This window comes from Spirillospora sp. NPDC052242, from assembly GCF_040679555.1.
In the GTDB taxonomy this organism is placed as follows: Bacteria; Actinomycetota; Actinomycetes; order Streptosporangiales; family Streptosporangiaceae; genus Spirillospora.
The window spans coordinates 55565-69948 of the sequence record NZ_JBFAUZ010000049.1 but is presented as its reverse complement, the minus strand read 5'-3'; the positions used below and the strand labels follow the sequence as shown (position 1 = coordinate 69948).

The 14384-nt window shown below is 73.2% G+C and carries 12 protein-coding genes and 1 pseudogene; 7 read left to right on the top strand and 6 right to left on the bottom strand.

What is annotated here, in order from left to right:
• Nucleotides 1-48 precede the first annotated feature (48 nt).
• Nucleotides 49-558, bottom strand: coding sequence for an HNH endonuclease (locus AB0L25_RS32360; RefSeq protein ID WP_500176544.1), 510 nt, complete (start codon nt 556-558; stop codon nt 49-51).
• Nucleotides 559-826: 268 nt separating this feature from the next.
• Here AB0L25_RS32360 and AB0L25_RS32355 point away from each other — a divergent pair, with 268 nt between their 5' ends.
• The gene (locus AB0L25_RS32355; protein WP_500176543.1) at nt 827-2914 is read left to right on the top strand and encodes a prolyl oligopeptidase family serine peptidase; all 2088 of its coding nucleotides are present in this window, start codon (nt 827-829) and stop codon (nt 2912-2914) included.
• A 12-nt stretch (nt 2915-2926) separates the two neighbouring features.
• The gene (locus AB0L25_RS32350; RefSeq protein ID WP_500176542.1) at nt 2927-3730 is read left to right on the top strand and encodes a class I SAM-dependent methyltransferase; all 804 of its coding nucleotides are present in this window, start codon (nt 2927-2929) and stop codon (nt 3728-3730) included.
• A gap of 6 nt (nt 3731-3736) precedes the next feature.
• Here AB0L25_RS32350 and AB0L25_RS32345 read toward each other — a convergent pair whose 3' ends face one another.
• On the bottom strand, nt 3737-4807 hold the full coding sequence (locus AB0L25_RS32345) for a tetratricopeptide repeat protein (RefSeq protein ID WP_500176541.1): 1071 nt from the start codon (nt 4805-4807) through the stop codon (nt 3737-3739).
• A 202-nt stretch (nt 4808-5009) separates the two neighbouring features.
• On the opposite strand from AB0L25_RS32345, the gene AB0L25_RS32340 reads away from it, so the two are divergent.
• Nucleotides 5010-5564, top strand: coding sequence for a DUF488 domain-containing protein (locus tag AB0L25_RS32340; protein WP_500176540.1), 555 nt, complete (start codon nt 5010-5012; stop codon nt 5562-5564).
• Here the strand turns inward: AB0L25_RS32340 and AB0L25_RS32335 are convergent.
• Both AB0L25_RS32335 and AB0L25_RS32330 read right to left on the bottom strand, forming a co-directional pair.
• A complete protein-coding gene (locus AB0L25_RS32335) occupies nt 5540-6145 on the bottom strand; it encodes a GNAT family N-acetyltransferase (protein ID WP_500176539.1) in 606 nt (201 codons plus the stop codon). The two genes, AB0L25_RS32340 and AB0L25_RS32335, sit on opposite strands and share 25 nt — an antisense overlap.
• A gap of 7 nt (nt 6146-6152) precedes the next feature.
• Nucleotides 6153-7814, bottom strand: a complete 1662-nt coding sequence (locus tag AB0L25_RS32330) for an NsdA family TPR-like regulatory protein (protein ID WP_500176538.1) — start codon at nt 7812-7814, stop codon at nt 6153-6155.
• Nucleotides 7815-8222: 408 nt separating this feature from the next.
• Between AB0L25_RS32330 and AB0L25_RS32325 the strand changes: the two genes are divergently transcribed.
• The 4 genes and pseudogenes from AB0L25_RS32325 to AB0L25_RS32310 all read left to right on the top strand — a co-directional run bounded on the left by AB0L25_RS32325 (nt 8223) and on the right by AB0L25_RS32310 (nt 11950).
• Nucleotides 8223-8660 carry a hypothetical protein gene (locus tag AB0L25_RS32325; RefSeq protein WP_500176537.1) on the top strand — a complete coding sequence of 146 codons (438 nt, stop codon included), beginning with the start codon at nt 8223-8225 and terminating at the stop codon, nt 8658-8660.
• A 227-nt stretch (nt 8661-8887) separates the two neighbouring features.
• Nucleotides 8888-9892 (top strand): mechanosensitive ion channel family protein, encoded by a 1005-nt coding sequence (locus AB0L25_RS32320; RefSeq protein ID WP_500176535.1) that lies wholly within the window; start codon nt 8888-8890, stop codon nt 9890-9892.
• Between the two features lie 57 nt (nt 9893-9949).
• A pseudogene (locus tag AB0L25_RS32315) lies at nt 9950-10327 on the top strand (globin); the annotation flags it as partial.
• Nucleotides 10328-10351: 24 nt separating this feature from the next.
• Nucleotides 10352-11950, top strand: coding sequence for a glycoside hydrolase family 13 protein (locus tag AB0L25_RS32310; RefSeq protein WP_500176534.1), 1599 nt, complete (start codon nt 10352-10354; stop codon nt 11948-11950).
• Here AB0L25_RS32310 and AB0L25_RS32305 read toward each other — a convergent pair.
• Nucleotides 11947-13374 carry a S28 family serine protease gene (locus AB0L25_RS32305; protein ID WP_500176533.1) on the bottom strand — a complete coding sequence of 476 codons (1428 nt, stop codon included), beginning with the start codon at nt 13372-13374 and terminating at the stop codon, nt 11947-11949. The two genes, AB0L25_RS32310 and AB0L25_RS32305, sit on opposite strands and share 4 nt — an antisense overlap.
• A gap of 470 nt (nt 13375-13844) precedes the next feature.
• Nucleotides 13845-14276 carry an acyl-CoA thioesterase gene (locus AB0L25_RS32300; protein WP_500176532.1) on the bottom strand — a complete coding sequence of 144 codons (432 nt, stop codon included), beginning with the start codon at nt 14274-14276 and terminating at the stop codon, nt 13845-13847.
• Nucleotides 14277-14384 lie beyond the last annotated feature (108 nt).

The following is a 14384-nucleotide window of genomic DNA, read 5'->3' as shown; positions in this document are numbered from 1 at the left end:
GTGGGGGGACGACCCCCCACACCCCCCCGGCAAAGGCCGGGCCACCGGTCAGGCGGCGGGCTCGGTCACGTACGGCGCCCACTGGGGATCGCCGTCGTGGACGATGCCGATCAGCCGCCAGTGCGCGCCGCGCGGGACGCCCGGCGTGACCGGGAGCGTCCAGCCCAGTTCGTCGAGCAGGCGGTCGGCTTTGCGGTGGTTGCACGTCGTGCAGGACGCGACGCAGTTCTCCCACGAGTGGGCGCCGCCGCGGCTGCGGGGATGGACGTGGTCGATCGTCTCGGCGCGGCGCCCGCAGTAGACGCAGCGGAAGTTGTCGCGCCGCATCAGGGCGGCGCGCGTCAGCGGGACGCGGGTGCGGAACGGGATCCGCACGTAGCGGCGGAGCCGGATGACGGACGGCACCTCGACGGCCATCGTGGCCGAGTGCAGCACCGCGCCGGTGACGTCGTGATGGACGATCTCGGCCTTCTCCCGGAGCACGAGGCAGACCGCCCGGCGGAGCGGGAGCGTCGTGAGCGGTTCGTACGTCGCGTTCAGGAGGAGGACCTGTCGCATCAGACGGCCTCCGTCGCGTTCGGTGTCGCCTCGGCGGGCGCGGCTGCACGCACGTCCCACCGAGGCCGGAATATCTTCTCCGGCACCTGTGAACCCGCCATGAGGACCTCCTCGGGGGCGAACCGACTCCATCAGTGTGGCCTGTGAGAGGCCCGTTCGGCTACCCCAATAATTCCCATCAGTGGGTCAGATCGAACGCAAAAGCCCACTTCGTCCGCCCGGAGCGGCGTGGGGCGAGCGGTCCCCGGCGGCCAATAAAGTGCATTCCATGACGCCGTATCCGCCCGCGCAGCGCCAGGACATCGTCGAGGAGATCCACGGACACCGGGTCGCGGACCCGTACCGCTGGCTGGAGGACGCCGACTCCGGCGACACCCGCGAATGGCTCGCCGCGCAGGACGCCCTGTTCCACAAGGTCGTCGACGACCTCCCCGGGCGCGACCGGCTGCGGCGGCGGCTGCGCGAGCTGCTCGGCGCCGGCAGCGTCGGCGCCCCGATCTGGCGCGGCGACCGGCGGTTCTTCACCCGGCGCACCGCCGACCAGGAGCACCCCGTCCTCTACACGGTGGACCCGGACGGCGCCGAGCGGGTCCTCGTCGACCCGATCGCGCTCGACCCGGAGGGCACCACCACCCTCGACGGCTGGCAGCCCGACAAGGAGGGCCGCCGCCTCGCCTACAAGATCTCCCACGGCGGCGACGAGGAGTCGCTGCTGTACGTGATGGACGTCGCGACGGGCGAGACGATCGAGGGGCCGATCGACCGCGCCCGCTACTCGGCCGTCGCGTGGCTGCCCGGCGGCGAGTCCTACTACTACACGCGGCGCCTGCACGCGCGGGACGTCCCCGAGGGCGAGGAGCAGTACCACCGGCGCGTCTACCTGCACCGCGTCGGCACGGAGCCCGACACCGACGACGTCCTGATCTTCGGTGAGGGCCGCGACAAGACGAACTACTACGGCGTCGGGGTCAGCCGCGACGGCCGCTGGCTCACGATCTCGTCCTCGCAGGGCACCGCGCCCCGCAACGACCTGTGGATCGCCGATCTGTCCGCGTCCGCGCCCGAGCGGCCCGAACTGCGCGCCGTCCAGGAGGGCGTGGACGCCGAGACGGGCCTGCACGTCGGGCGGGACGGGCGCGCGTACGTCTTCACGGACCGGGACGCGCCGCGCGGGCGGCTGTGCGTCACCGACCCGGCGGACCCGTCGCCCGGCACGTGGCGGGACCTGATCCCCGAGGACCCCGAGGCCGTCCTGAGCGACTTCGCGATCCTGGACGGGCTGGACCGTCCCCGGCTCCTCGTCGGCTGGACGCGGCACGCGATCGGCGAGATCACCGTGCACGACCTGGAGACCGGGGAGCGGCTCGGGGAGGTGCCCGTGCCGGGCCTCGGCTCGATCGGCGGGATCGTCGAGCGGCCGGAGGGCGGCCACGAGGCGTGGTTCGGGTACACCGACAACGTCACCCCCTCGTCCGTCCTGCGCTACGACGCGCGCACCGGCGAGACGACCACGTGGGCGACCGCGCCCGGGAGCGTCGAGGTGCCGGAGATCGAGACCCGCCAGGTCGTCTACACGTCGCGGGACGGCACGGACGTGCGGATGCTCGTCATGGCGCAGCCCGGGGCGCGGACGGACGCGTCGGGGCCGCGACCGGCGATCCTGTACGGGTACGGCGGGTTCAACATCTCGCTCACGCCGTCGTACTCGGCGAGCATCCTGGCCTGGGTGGAGGCGGGCGGCGTCTACGCGATCGCGAACCTGCGCGGCGGCTCCGAGGAGGGCGAGGAGTGGCACCGCGCGGGCATGCGGGAGCGCAAGCAGAACGTCTTCGACGACTTCCACGCCGCCGCCGAGAAGCTCATCGCCGACGGGCTCACCACGAGCGACCGGCTGGCGATCTCCGGCGGGTCGAACGGCGGGCTCCTCGTCGGGGCCGCGCTGACGCAGCGTCCGGACCTCTACAAGGCCGTCGTGTGCTCGGCGCCGCTCCTCGACATGGTGAGGTACGAGCGGTTCGGCCTCGGCCAGACGTGGAACGACGAGTACGGGACGGCCGACGACCCGGAGGAGTTCGGCTGGCTGATCGGCTATTCGCCGTACCACCGCGTCCGTCCGGGCACCGCCTACCCGGCGACGCTGTTCACGACGTTCGGCAGTGACACGCGCGTCGATCCGCTGCACGCCCGGAAGCTGTGCGCGGCCCTGCAGCACGCGACCGCGTCGGAGGCCCCGATCCTGCTGCGGAACGAGTCGGAGGTCGGGCATTCGACCCGGTCGGTGTCCCGCTCGGTGGACCTGATGACCGACACCCTCTCGTTCATCGCGGCCCAGACGGGGCTCGATCTAGACGAATGATCTAATAGCGGGGTGAACGCGACGACCGTGCACGACCGCGTCCTCGACCTCCTCCGGGACGCTCCCGCCGACCCCGACACGTCGGCCGGCTACCTCGACCTGCTCGACCCCGAGGAGGAGCGGGCGCCGTCCCTCGCCCAGTCGGTGATGGAATCGACGTTCCTCCCGCAGATCTACGAGAAGGTCTGGCGGCCGATCGGCTTCAACCTCGCCAAGGGCTGGCCGATCGGCCCCGACACCGCCGCCGAGCAGGCGATGACCCGTTCCTGGCTCGGTCTCGGCCGCCCCGGCGCGCCGGACCGTCCGCCCGCCACGGTGCTGGACGTGGCGTGCGGCCCGGGCAACGTGACCCGGGCCCTCGCGGCGGGCGTCGGCGACGGCGGGCTCGTCGTCGGCGTGGACGCCTCCCCGACCATGCTCGCGCGCGCCGTCGCCGACACGTCCGACCCGGATGTCCGGTACGTCCGCGGGGACGCCGTCGACCTGCCGTTCCGCGACGGCGCGTTCGACGCCGTCTGCTGCTACGGCGCCCTCTACCTGTTCGACGATCCGTGGCGCGCGGTCGACTCGATGACCCGCGTCCTCAAGCCCGGCGGGCGGCTGACGATCCTCACCTCGCGCCGCCTCGGCCTGCCCGCGTCCCGCACCGGCGTCGAACTGCTGCGCCGCGCCACCGGCTACACCGTCTTCGGCGACCGCGAGGTCACCCGGGCCCTCGCCGACCGCGGCTACACCGGCATCGAGCACCGCCGCTACCCGCTGATGCAGGCCGTGGGCGCCGTCCGCGCGGCGCCCGCGGAACCGGCGGACGGCTAGCGCGGTTCAGCGGACCGGGGGCAGGTCGAGCCGGCGCCACAGGTCCGCGAGCCCGCGCACGCGGTCGTCCTCGCGGGAGTCCTCGACGTGCTCGTGGAGCGCGAGCACCAGCCTGCGCCCGCGCTCGTACCGCTCGTCGCTCCAGGTCCGCAGGCGGTCGAGGGCCGCGTGCACCTTCTCGAACTCGACGGGCGAAGGGAACAGGTGGAAGCCGACCTCGACGAGCGCGGGGCGGGACACCTCGTCGAAGAGGAGGGCGGACTCGAAGGGCTCCCGCACCACCACGCCCTCGCTGACACCGCTGTTCTCGACCTGCTCGTAGACGAGGTCCAGCTCGAACGCGCGGCCGGCGAGCAGCTCACCGAAGCGGAGCGCGGCCCAGGGGTGCAGGGCCGCGCTCCCTCCGTTGGCGGGATGGGATCTGCTGTGCGCCTCCTGCAAAGCCTCCCCCGCCTCGTCCACGTCGCCGCGGCCGGTGAGCACATGCCCTTCGAGATGGCACGCGTAGGCCGAGAAGAGGCGGTCGCACCAGCGCCGCGCGTGCCGCAGCGGTCCGAGGGCGGCGTCCGGCTCGCCGCTGTGGAGCAGGAGCTCGCCGAGGAAGAGGTGGGCGAGGTCCCCTCCCTCGGTTTCCGCCTGCGCGTCGGCGGCCCGCTCGAACCCCTTCCGGGCGGTGTCCGGGTCGCCGGTGAGCCGGGCCGCGAGGCTCCGCAGGAGCGTCGCGTCCGGGTCCGGCGCCGTGTAAGCCTCGAGATGCGGGTGCAGCAGCACGGCGGCCAGCGGCCCGAGCCAGGGGTCCTCGCCCCCGGCGACCCGCTCCAGCCAGGCCCGGCACGGGCCGCCGAGCCCGCCGTCGCCGAGTTCGACGCCCGCCAGCGCCATCGCCGCGTGCCCGGCCGCGGCGGTGCGTCCCGCCTCGGCCGGCGGAGTCAGCAGCGCCCGCGCCGCCGGGGCGTCGCCCGCCCGGTACGCCGCCAGCCCGCGTTCGACCTCGGCGGGCACCGGGCTCGGCGGATCGGGGGGAAGCGGAAGGGCTCTTCCGCCGGAGACCAGCGGGGAGGGATCGGTCGCGGTCATGTCAGCGCTTTCCGTGTGGGAGCGAACACCGTGTGGGAGCGAACACCGTGTGGGAGCGAACACCGTGTGGGAGCGAACACCGTGTGGGAGCGAACGCCGTGTTAGAGCGAACACCGTGTGGGAGCGAACACGGCGAGGATGCCACGGGCCGCCGACATCCGATCGCGGGCATCCCGCCGGCGATCCCGGGAAGCATGCACCCATGGAGCCGCTCCTCACGTTCGGGCACGGGACGGCCGGGCGCGACGAACTGGCCCGGCTGCTGGACGGCGCGGGCGTGCGCGCCGTCGTGGACGTGCGGACGGCGCCGGGCAGCCGCCGCAACCCGGACGTGCGGCGTGACGCGCTGAGCGCGTGGCTCCCGGACGCGGGCGTCCGGTACCGCTGGGAGAAGCGGCTCGGCGGCTTCCGCCGCGCCGCGCCCGGCTCCCCCGACACGTTCTGGCGCAACGACTCCTTCCGCGGCTACGCCGGCCACACCCGCGACCCGGACTTCCTCGCCGCGATGGACGGCCTGCTGCGCGAGGCGGAACGGGACCGGACGGCCGTCATGTGCGGCGAGTCGGTGTGGTGGCGGTGCCATCGGCGGCTCATCGCCGACTTCGCGGTGCTGGCGCGCGGCCGTCCCGTGCTGCATCTCGCGCACGACGGGCGCCTCACCGAGCATCCGCCCACACCGGGCGCGCGGCTGCGCGACGACGGCCTGCTCGTCTACGACGGCGAGCCGTCCGGTCAGCGCAGCGGTTTCTCGATGTAGATGTTGACGATGCCGCCGATCGTCTCGCGGCGCGTCTCCGTCCAGCCGAAGCGGCGGTAGAGGGCGAGCGCGGGTTCCTGGAGTTCGGTCGTGTCGGCGCGCAGGATCCGGTAGCCGAACTCGGCGGCGCGCCGTTCGAGGGCGGTGACGACGGCGGCGCCGTAGCCGCGGCGCTGCAGCGCGGGCAGCACCCGCAGCCGCACCATCTCCACGGCGTCGAGCCCGGCCGCGCCGAGCGAGAAGCCGCCGAAGGCGCGCGCGTGCCCGCCGGGGACGAGGTCGGCGCGGCGCAGGCCGCCCATGGCGACGATGCCGCCGCCGACCTCGCCGACGAGGAACTCGCCGTCGTTGCGGAGGTAGATGTCCTCCATCCGGAAGAAGTCGTGGTCGTAGTACACGCCGTCGCCGGGGCGCAGCCCGACCTGGGCGAGTCCTTCGCGGTGCAGCGCGAGGACGGCGCCGTGGTCGGCGGCGCGGTAGCGGCGCAGGCGCAGGTCGCCGAACCGCCATTCGGGTGGCTCGTCCGCGACGCGGACGAGGGTGCGGGCGCCCTGCCAGGGGGCGTCTTCCGAGGTCGTCATGCGGACGTCAGACCTGTTCCGCCGGGGCGACGGACGGGGTGTCCCGTGCGGGGCTCGTCACCCACGGGCCGGCCAGCGCCTCGTAGAAGTCCTTCAGCCCGGGGGCGTCGGCGCCGTGCTTGGCGGCGACGGCCGCGCCGATCTGCCGCGCGCGGTGCACGAGGATGTCGGAGCGGTGGTCGACGGGCAGGTCGAGGATGGCCTCCTGCCCGGCGGCGAGGGCCGCCTCCGGCTCGCCGGCGTGCAGCCTGCAGGTGGCGCGGTCGAGGCGGACGAGCGTCCGGTCGACGCGGTCGGTGGGCTCGTAGAGGGTGAGGGCGTGGCTCAGCACCTCGTCGCCGCTCTTGTGGTCGCCGAGGCTGGTGAAGGTGTCGCCCTCGTAGAACGCCATCTGCCGGTCGGTGAAGCCGAACACCAGGTCGCCGGTGTCGGACTTGGACAGCTGGTCGAACACCGAGCGTCCGCGCACCAGGGCGCGGCGGGCGCTCGGCGCGGCGTCGCCCCGGCCGCGCATCGCCAGCATGCCCAGCGCGCGCGCCTCCACGGCGGGCGCCATCGCGGCGGCCACCCCCGGGGTGCGGCCGGCGAGGTCTTGCGCCTTGCGCGCGAGGTGGAGGGCTTCGCGCGGGTCGCCGTAGTACATCGGGACGAGCGACTCCCGGACGGTCACCCAGGCGCGGAGCTGCCGGTCGCCGGTCTCGTCGGCGGCGGTCCGCGCCGTCCGGAAGAACGAGCGGGCCAGCCGGTGGTCGCCCAGGTTGATCATGATGAGCCCGGACAGCCCGGACAGCTGCGCCGCGATCCGGCACAGCCGTTCCTGGAGCTCCACGGGCTGCCGCTGGTCGCACATGCGCCGCACCTCGCTGAAGTCCAGCAGCACGTCGCACAGCATCCGCAGGGACGGCGTCGCCTGGTACTGGCGGCCGTAGCCGTAGGTGGTCTCCTCCCACTGGTCGAGCATGGTCGGCGAAACGGTCGCGCCGACGAGGGTGTCGTCCATCTTGCGGCGCAGGCTGTCGACCGTTCCGAGGATCTGGCCGTCGAGCGTGACGCCCGCTCCGGCCAGCAGCTGCAGAAGGGTTCTGCGGAGCACGATGTCCTCCTCTCCCACATCGATGTTCAGGGGGCCGTCGGCGCGGTCGGGGGCCCGGAGGTCGTTGACGCCGGGCGGGGGACCGTCCCCGGCCCGGGGCACGATCGCCCCGACGAGCGGACGCGTGTCGGGTTCCCGGACCGCCGCCGGCCGTTCGGGCACGCGCGGCGGGGGCGCCGCGGCGGCCGCGCCGGCACGCGCCGCGTGACCGCGGCCGCAGATGCAGGGACCCTGATAGTCCAGTTCGTGGGGCTCCACCCGGTAGACGGCGCAGAGGTAGTGGAGGTACTCGGGACCGGGTCGTTTGTAGCCGCTCTCGTAGGCCGACAGCAGCGTCTCCCCCAGCCGGGGCAGCGGCTTGCCGTCGATCTCGTAGAGCGCTTTGACCTGGGCGACGATGTCGGACAGCGCGACGCCGTGGGCGAGCCGGTGGGACTTGATCCGGCTCGTGCCGAACAGCGGGGCGCACTGTTCGTGGATCTCGCGTGCGATCTGCGCGGGGCCGCGCCCGCGGGCGAGGCCGTGCGCGCGGATCCGGCGCGCGACGTCCGTCTCTTTCCGGGGGGGTTCCGACATCGCCTCCGGCCTCCTCACCGTGCTGCCGACACGTTCGTCACCCCGGGGAGAGGCGATCGTCCCTGCCACAGCGACCGGTTACCAATTGGCCACGAGAGATAATCTCTCGCGCACGCAGCGTAACTCCGGGGCCAAGGGCGGCCAAGCGTTTCCCGTCAAGAGGAAGGGCTCCGGGGTGATCCTCGCCACCCAGGGTAGAGATTCTTCCTCCGCCGGAGGGGAACCTTCTCCCACCGGGTGAAACCTCTGTACTTCGGCGTGCGCGCGGCCCCTTGACCCGGCAGTGTGAGAATTGCAATTCTCGCCGGGAGTAACGGACCGGATCCGCTGAGTCGATCATCGACGGGCGCGGCCGGGGCGCGGCGCGGGAACTCTCCGCGACGCCGCGACGGAGGAAGGGGTGCGAAGGTGGGCAGCGACGAACGCGTCGGCTACCTCCAGGATCTGGAGCGCGAGCTCGGCACGCGCGGGCTCGTCGCCCGCGTGGTCCGGACCCGCTCCGGGCCGGCGTTCCTGCGGGTGGTGAACCCGGCGGCCGCGAGCCTCGCCGAGGACGTCACGTGCGCGCCGGTCCCCGACGGCCGCGACCACTACTACTGGTGGTCGTGGGGGGAGCGGATGGTCCGCGTGGGCGACCCGGACGCCGCCGCGCGCAAGCTCGCGCACGTCCTGCAGCCGCTGGCCCCCGCCCGCGAGACCTCCGCCGACGCCCCCCTCGGGGGCGCCTGCGGGCCCGTCCGGGAGCCGGTCCGTGAACACCCCGACGTCCGCGAGCACCGGGAGCCGGCGGCGTGCGACCGCCGCGCGCCGGTGCCCGCGGGAGAGCGGCCGCCGAGCCGCTGCTGAGACCGGGCGCGCCCCGCGCGCCGCGGCCGGAACGGCGCGGTGGCCGCGGAACGCGGGGCGCGTTCGCCGAGTCGGCCCTCCCCGGCCAGAACGTGATGCTTCCCCTGCCGTGACACTTCGGGCGCGGCGCGAGATCCGATCGTGACCGTCCCCTACGATCAAGATCGAGCCCGCCGCGCGTCACGGCGAGGTGTCACGACACCCACACTGGCCGGGGAGGGTTCGTCATGCCGCTCGCCTCGATCCTTTTCGCCGCTCCTCCGTGGGCGCGTCCCGGGTCCCCCGAGGCGGCGTGCGACGACCGGTCGCCGTCCGCCGCGTGCCGGATCGTCTGGAACGTCTCCCACAACCCCGACTTCACCCGTTTCTACGCGACCTGGCTCGACGGCCCGCTCACCACGCTGTTCTGGGTCGTCGTGACGTTCGCCGCCGCGCTCGTCCTGCGGAACCTCGCCCACCGGACGATCACCCGGGTGACCCTCCGGATGGCGGAGGGCACGATGACGGAGCGCGCCCGGGAGCGGTCGCGGTCGGCGTTCGCCGGCAGCCCCGTCCTGCTCAACAGGCGCCGCTCCCAGCGCGCGCAGACGCTCGGGTCGGTGCTGCGCTCCATCGCGTCCGTGGTGATCATCGGGACGGCCGCGTTCAGCATCCTCGGCTCGCTCGGGCTCGACCTGACGCCCGTCCTGGCGAGCGCGAGCGTCATCGGCGTCGCCGTCGGGTTCGGCGCGCAGAACATCGTCAAGGACCTCCTCGCCGGGCTGTTCATGCTGCTGGAGGACCAGTACGGCGTCGGCGACGTCATCGACGTCGGCACCGCCAAGGGGACGGTGGAGGCGGTCACGCTGCGGGTCACCCGGATGCGCGACGTCAACGGCGTCGTCTGGTACGTGCCGAACGGCGAGATCAAGAAGGTCGGCAACGAGTCGCAGAACTGGGGCCGCGCCGTCCTGGACGTCCCGGTCGAGATCCACGAGGACACCGACAAGGTGAAGGCCCTCCTGAAGGGCGCCGCGGACGAACTGGCGGCGGACGCGGCGTGGTCCGACCTCGTCCTGGAGGAGCCGTCGGTCTGGGGCGTGCAGGCGCTCGCCGGGGACGCCGTCGTCATCCGCGTCGTCCTCAAGACCGCCCCCGGACGGCAGGGCGACGTCGCCCGCGAGCTGCGCGAACGCGTCAAGCGCTCGTTCGACGAGGCGGGCGTCGCCGTCGCGACCCCCGCCGCCCCGTGATCAAGGTGCCGGACCGGCGCCGGGAGAGGCGATCTCTCGCATAGGGTGGGACGCGCTATGACGGAAAAGGTGACCTTCTACGAGGCGGTCGGCGGCGAGGAGACCTTCCGCCGGCTGGTCCACCGCTTCTACCAGGGTGTGGCCGAGGACCCGGACCTGCGCGCCCTCTACCCCGAGGAGGATCTCGGCCCCGCGGAGGAGCGGCTGCGGCTCTTCCTCATCCAGTACTGGGGCGGCCCGAACACCTACAGCGAGCGGCGCGGGCACCCGCGGCTGCGGATGCGGCACGTCCCGTTCGTCATCGGGATGGCGGAGCGCGACGCGTGGCTGCGGCACATGCGCGTCGCCGTGGACGAGCTGGAGCTGCCCGCCGAGCTGGAGCAGATGCTCTGGAACTACTTCACGATGGCCGCCAACTCCCTGGTGAACGCCCCCACATAACGGGGTAGATCGCACTATATGAGGCGATCCCCCTGGTGGCGGCATGCCGTGGTCTACGAGGTGTACGTCCGCAGCTTCGCCGACGCCGACGGGGACGGCGACGGCGATCTCGCGGGCGTCCGGTCCCGGCTCGGCCACCTGCGCGCCCTCGGCGTGGACGCGCTCTGGCTCACCCCCTTCTACCCGTCCCCGCTGGCCGACGGCGGGTACGACGTCGCCGACCACCGCGACGTCGACCCCCGCTTCGGGACGCTCGCCGACTTCGACGCCCTCGTCGCGCGGGCCCACGCCCTCGGGCTCCGCGTCATCGTCGACATCGTCCCCAACCACTCGTCCGACCGGCACCCCTGGTTCCGCGAGGCGCTCGCCGCACCGCCCGGTTCGCCCGTGCGCGACCGGTACATCTTCCGCCCCGGCAAGCCGGGCCCGTCCCCCGGTGCCGAAGCGCCGCCGAACGACTGGACGTCCGCGTTCGGCGGCCCCGCGTGGACCCGGCTGCCCGACGGCGAGTGGTACCTGCACCTGTTCGCGGCCGAGCAGCCCGACTTCAACTGGCGGCACCCCGAGGTGCGGCGCGCGTTCGAGGACGTCCTGCGGTTCTGGCTCGACCGGGGCGTGGACGGCTTCCGCATCGACGTCGCGGCGGGCCTGGTCAAGGACCCGGCGTTCGCCGACCTCGGCGCGGACCGCGCCGTGGTGAGCGGGCCGGTCTACAGCCGCGACGAGGTCCACGCGATCTACCGCACGTGGCGGCGCATCCTCGACTCCTACGACGGCGAACGCATGGCGATCGGCGAGGTGTGGACGGAGGGCCCCGACGACCTCGCGCGCTTCCTGCGCCCCGACGAGCTGCACCAGGCGTTCCAGTTCGACCTGCAGCTCGCGCCCTGGTCGGCCCCCGCGTTCCGCGAGGTGATCGACACCGCGATCGCGTCCGTCGCGCCCACCGGCGCCGCCCCCACCTGGGTGCTGTCCAGCCACGACGCGACCCGGCACGTCACCCGGTACGAGCGGCCCGCGAGCGTCCCGGGCATCGGCCTCGCCCGCGCGAAGGCCGCGCTCCTCATGCTCCTCGCGCTCCCCGGCTCCGCCTACCTGTACCAGGGCGAGGAGCTCGGCCTGCCCGAGGTCGCCGACCTGCCGGACGCGGCCCGGCAGGACCCGATCTTCCGCCGCAGCGGCGGGCGGCGGCCCGGCCGCGACGGCTGCCGCGTCCCGCTCCCCTGGTCCGGCGCGGCCCCGCCCTACGGGTTCACCACCGGCCGTCCGTGGCTGCCGATGCCGGACGGCTGGGCGTCGCTCACCGCCGAGGCCCAGGCGGCCGACCCGTCCTCGACCCTCGCCTTCTACCGGGAGGCCCTCGCCCTGCGCCGGAGCCTCCTGCCCGATCTTCCCGAGGACATCGCGTGGCTCGACGCGCCGGGCGACGCCGTCGTCTTCCGCCGCGGCCCGCTGACCTGCGCGATCAACTGCGGCGAGCACCCGATGCGGCTCCCCGCGGGCCGTGTCCTGCTGAAGAGCACGCCGCTGTTCGGGGACCTGCTGCCCGGCAACGCGGGCGCCTGGCTGGCCCCGCGGCGGGACACCGGAGCGCCCCGCCGCGGGACGGACGGCTAGAGCCGCGGCCGCTGCATCTGCAGCGGGTCGTCGGCCGCCGGGCCGGTCCGCAGGGTGCGCGGCTCGTCCCGCACGCCCGCCCAGCGCCGCACGTCCGACTCGGCGTCCGCCCGCTGCTCCGCCGGCAGCCGGGCGATCAGCCGCGCGCTGTGGTTCTGCCCGGGCGCCACGTACACGTCGGAGTCACGCGCGCCCTTGCCCAGCCGGAACGGCTCGGCGCCCCACGGGTCGTTCTCGCCGTACACGAACAGCATGTGCTCGGCGTTGCCCCGCACCCACCGGTCGATGTCCCGCATCGCGCGGCCGTGGTCGAACCGCATCGGGATGTCGCGCGGCACGTACGTCCGCGGCTGGTAGCTCGACTCGTGCCGCAGCATCGGCCGCAGGTTCCGGAACTCCGGCTTCGGCCACCCCAGCTGCGTGCCCGCCTGGTAGTAGTACGGGATGTACGCCTCGAGCCCCTGGTCGGTGTAGAACGACAGCCCCGACACGCCGTCGAGCGCCGCGTAGAGCTCGTCGTCCGACGCGGTCGCCGCGGGCAGGTCCGCGCAGTCGGACTCGAGGCTGTACTGCCAGAACGCCCACTCGAAGTCCATCACCGAGTTCTCGAACGCCCGGTCGGCCGTCCGCAGGATCTCGAACGTCCAGCCGTTCTCCGCCGCGGCCGCCTCGAACCGCTCGAGCATCGCCGGCCGCCGCTTCAGGAACTCCCGGGCGAGCGCCTTCACGTGCGCGTTGCACTCCGGGCTCCCGACCGTCTCGAAGAACGCGTCGTAGGCCCGGTCGTCCTCGTTCCGCACGTCGTTCGGCGCCACGTACACGACGCTGCCGTCCACGTCGTCCGGGTAGAACCGCTTGTGGTAGACGGCCGTCATGCCGCCCTTGCTGGCGCCCGTCGTGATCCACTTCTTCGGGTAGATCCGCTCGAGGGCCTCGATGATGCGGTGCTGGTCGGTCGCGGCCTGCCAGATCGTGTCCTTGCGCCAGTCCGTCGGCTCCGGCCGCGACGGGCTGAAGTAGCGGTACTCCATCGAGATCTGGTTGCCGTTCACCAGCGCGGTGGGCTCGGCGGTGAACATGACCTCGGGCGTGTGGTAGCCGCTGGTGTAGAAGACCATCGGCCGGTCGGTCGAGACGTGCTGGAGCATGATCCGCTGCTCGAACCACCGCCCCGACGGCCTGCGGTGGTCGACGGGCTGCCGGTAGGTCAGCCAGAACCACCGCTGCCCGGGAATCGTCGAGGGCTTCTCCGTCACCTCCATGCCCGGGATCGCGTCGAGCCGGGCGCCGATGTCGCCCGCCTGCGCCGTGACCTGCGTCGTGGTCGCCGCCTGCGCAGCGGTGAGGCCGGTTCCGGCCAGACCCGCCGCGAGCAGCAGCGCCACCGCCCCTTGTGAGACGCGCCGCATTGTGTCCCTTTCCACGTGGGTTCGCCACATTTGCGTCGCGACACTAGAGCGAAAACCCGGGCAAAAACGGATTCCTGCGCCGCTCGTTACTTATCCGTGATCACCCAGTGTCATGCGGACGACGACCGAACTTTCCCTTGGAAGGGCAGAAAGAAGACACGCAGGACACTGGGTGGTCACGGCCCCGGCAGCGTCCGGACACCGCGTTCGGCCGGGACGGGCGGGCGCCGACGTCCGATCGGCACACGCCGCACCGGAGATCAGGAGCCCGGCCTTTGGACAGCGGCGGCCCCAAGCTGCGACCACGCCATCGAAGATCAACCGCGAGGCCGGCAATCGACCGCGACACCCGTGACCGGACGCAACATCGAAGATCAAGCTCGGCGCCCGAAACCGACCGCGAAACGGGGAAGCAGCCCTGCCGGAGCAGGCCGTCGGGCGGGCGGGCGGGCGGCGCCGGGCGAGCCGACGCCGAACGAAGCGGGTCAGGCGTCGGGGGCGAGGTAGCGGCCGATGAACTCGCGCTCGTGGGGGGTGAACCGGCGCAGGCGGTTGGCCTCGACGTCGAACGCGACGAGCGTCGACGTGGCCGCGGCGTAGACGTTGTCGTCGTCCCGGACCTCGTAGGCGAGCTTGAACGACGCCGCGCGGACCTCGGTCACCCACGTCTCGACCCGGATCGGGTAGACGGTCGGCAGCAGCGGGAGCCGGTAGTCGATCTCGTGCCGGGAGATCACCATGCCGCGGACGGGCTCCTCGCCCTTGCGCACCGGGTCGCCGTGCAGCATCTCCAGGCGGGCGTCCTCCAGGTAGCCGAGGAACTTGACGTTGTTCACGTGCCCCTGGGAGTCGATGTCCCCGAAGCGGATGTGGAACTCGTAGACGTGCCGGTACTCGACCGCGGGCTTGTCCGTCATGTCCTCGCCTGGGGTTATTGGGGGGATTGATGTGATCGGCCCGATGCTACCGGCGGCCGGTGGCGCCTCCGTACTGCGGGACGTGACAAAAAACGGTCGCCGCCACGC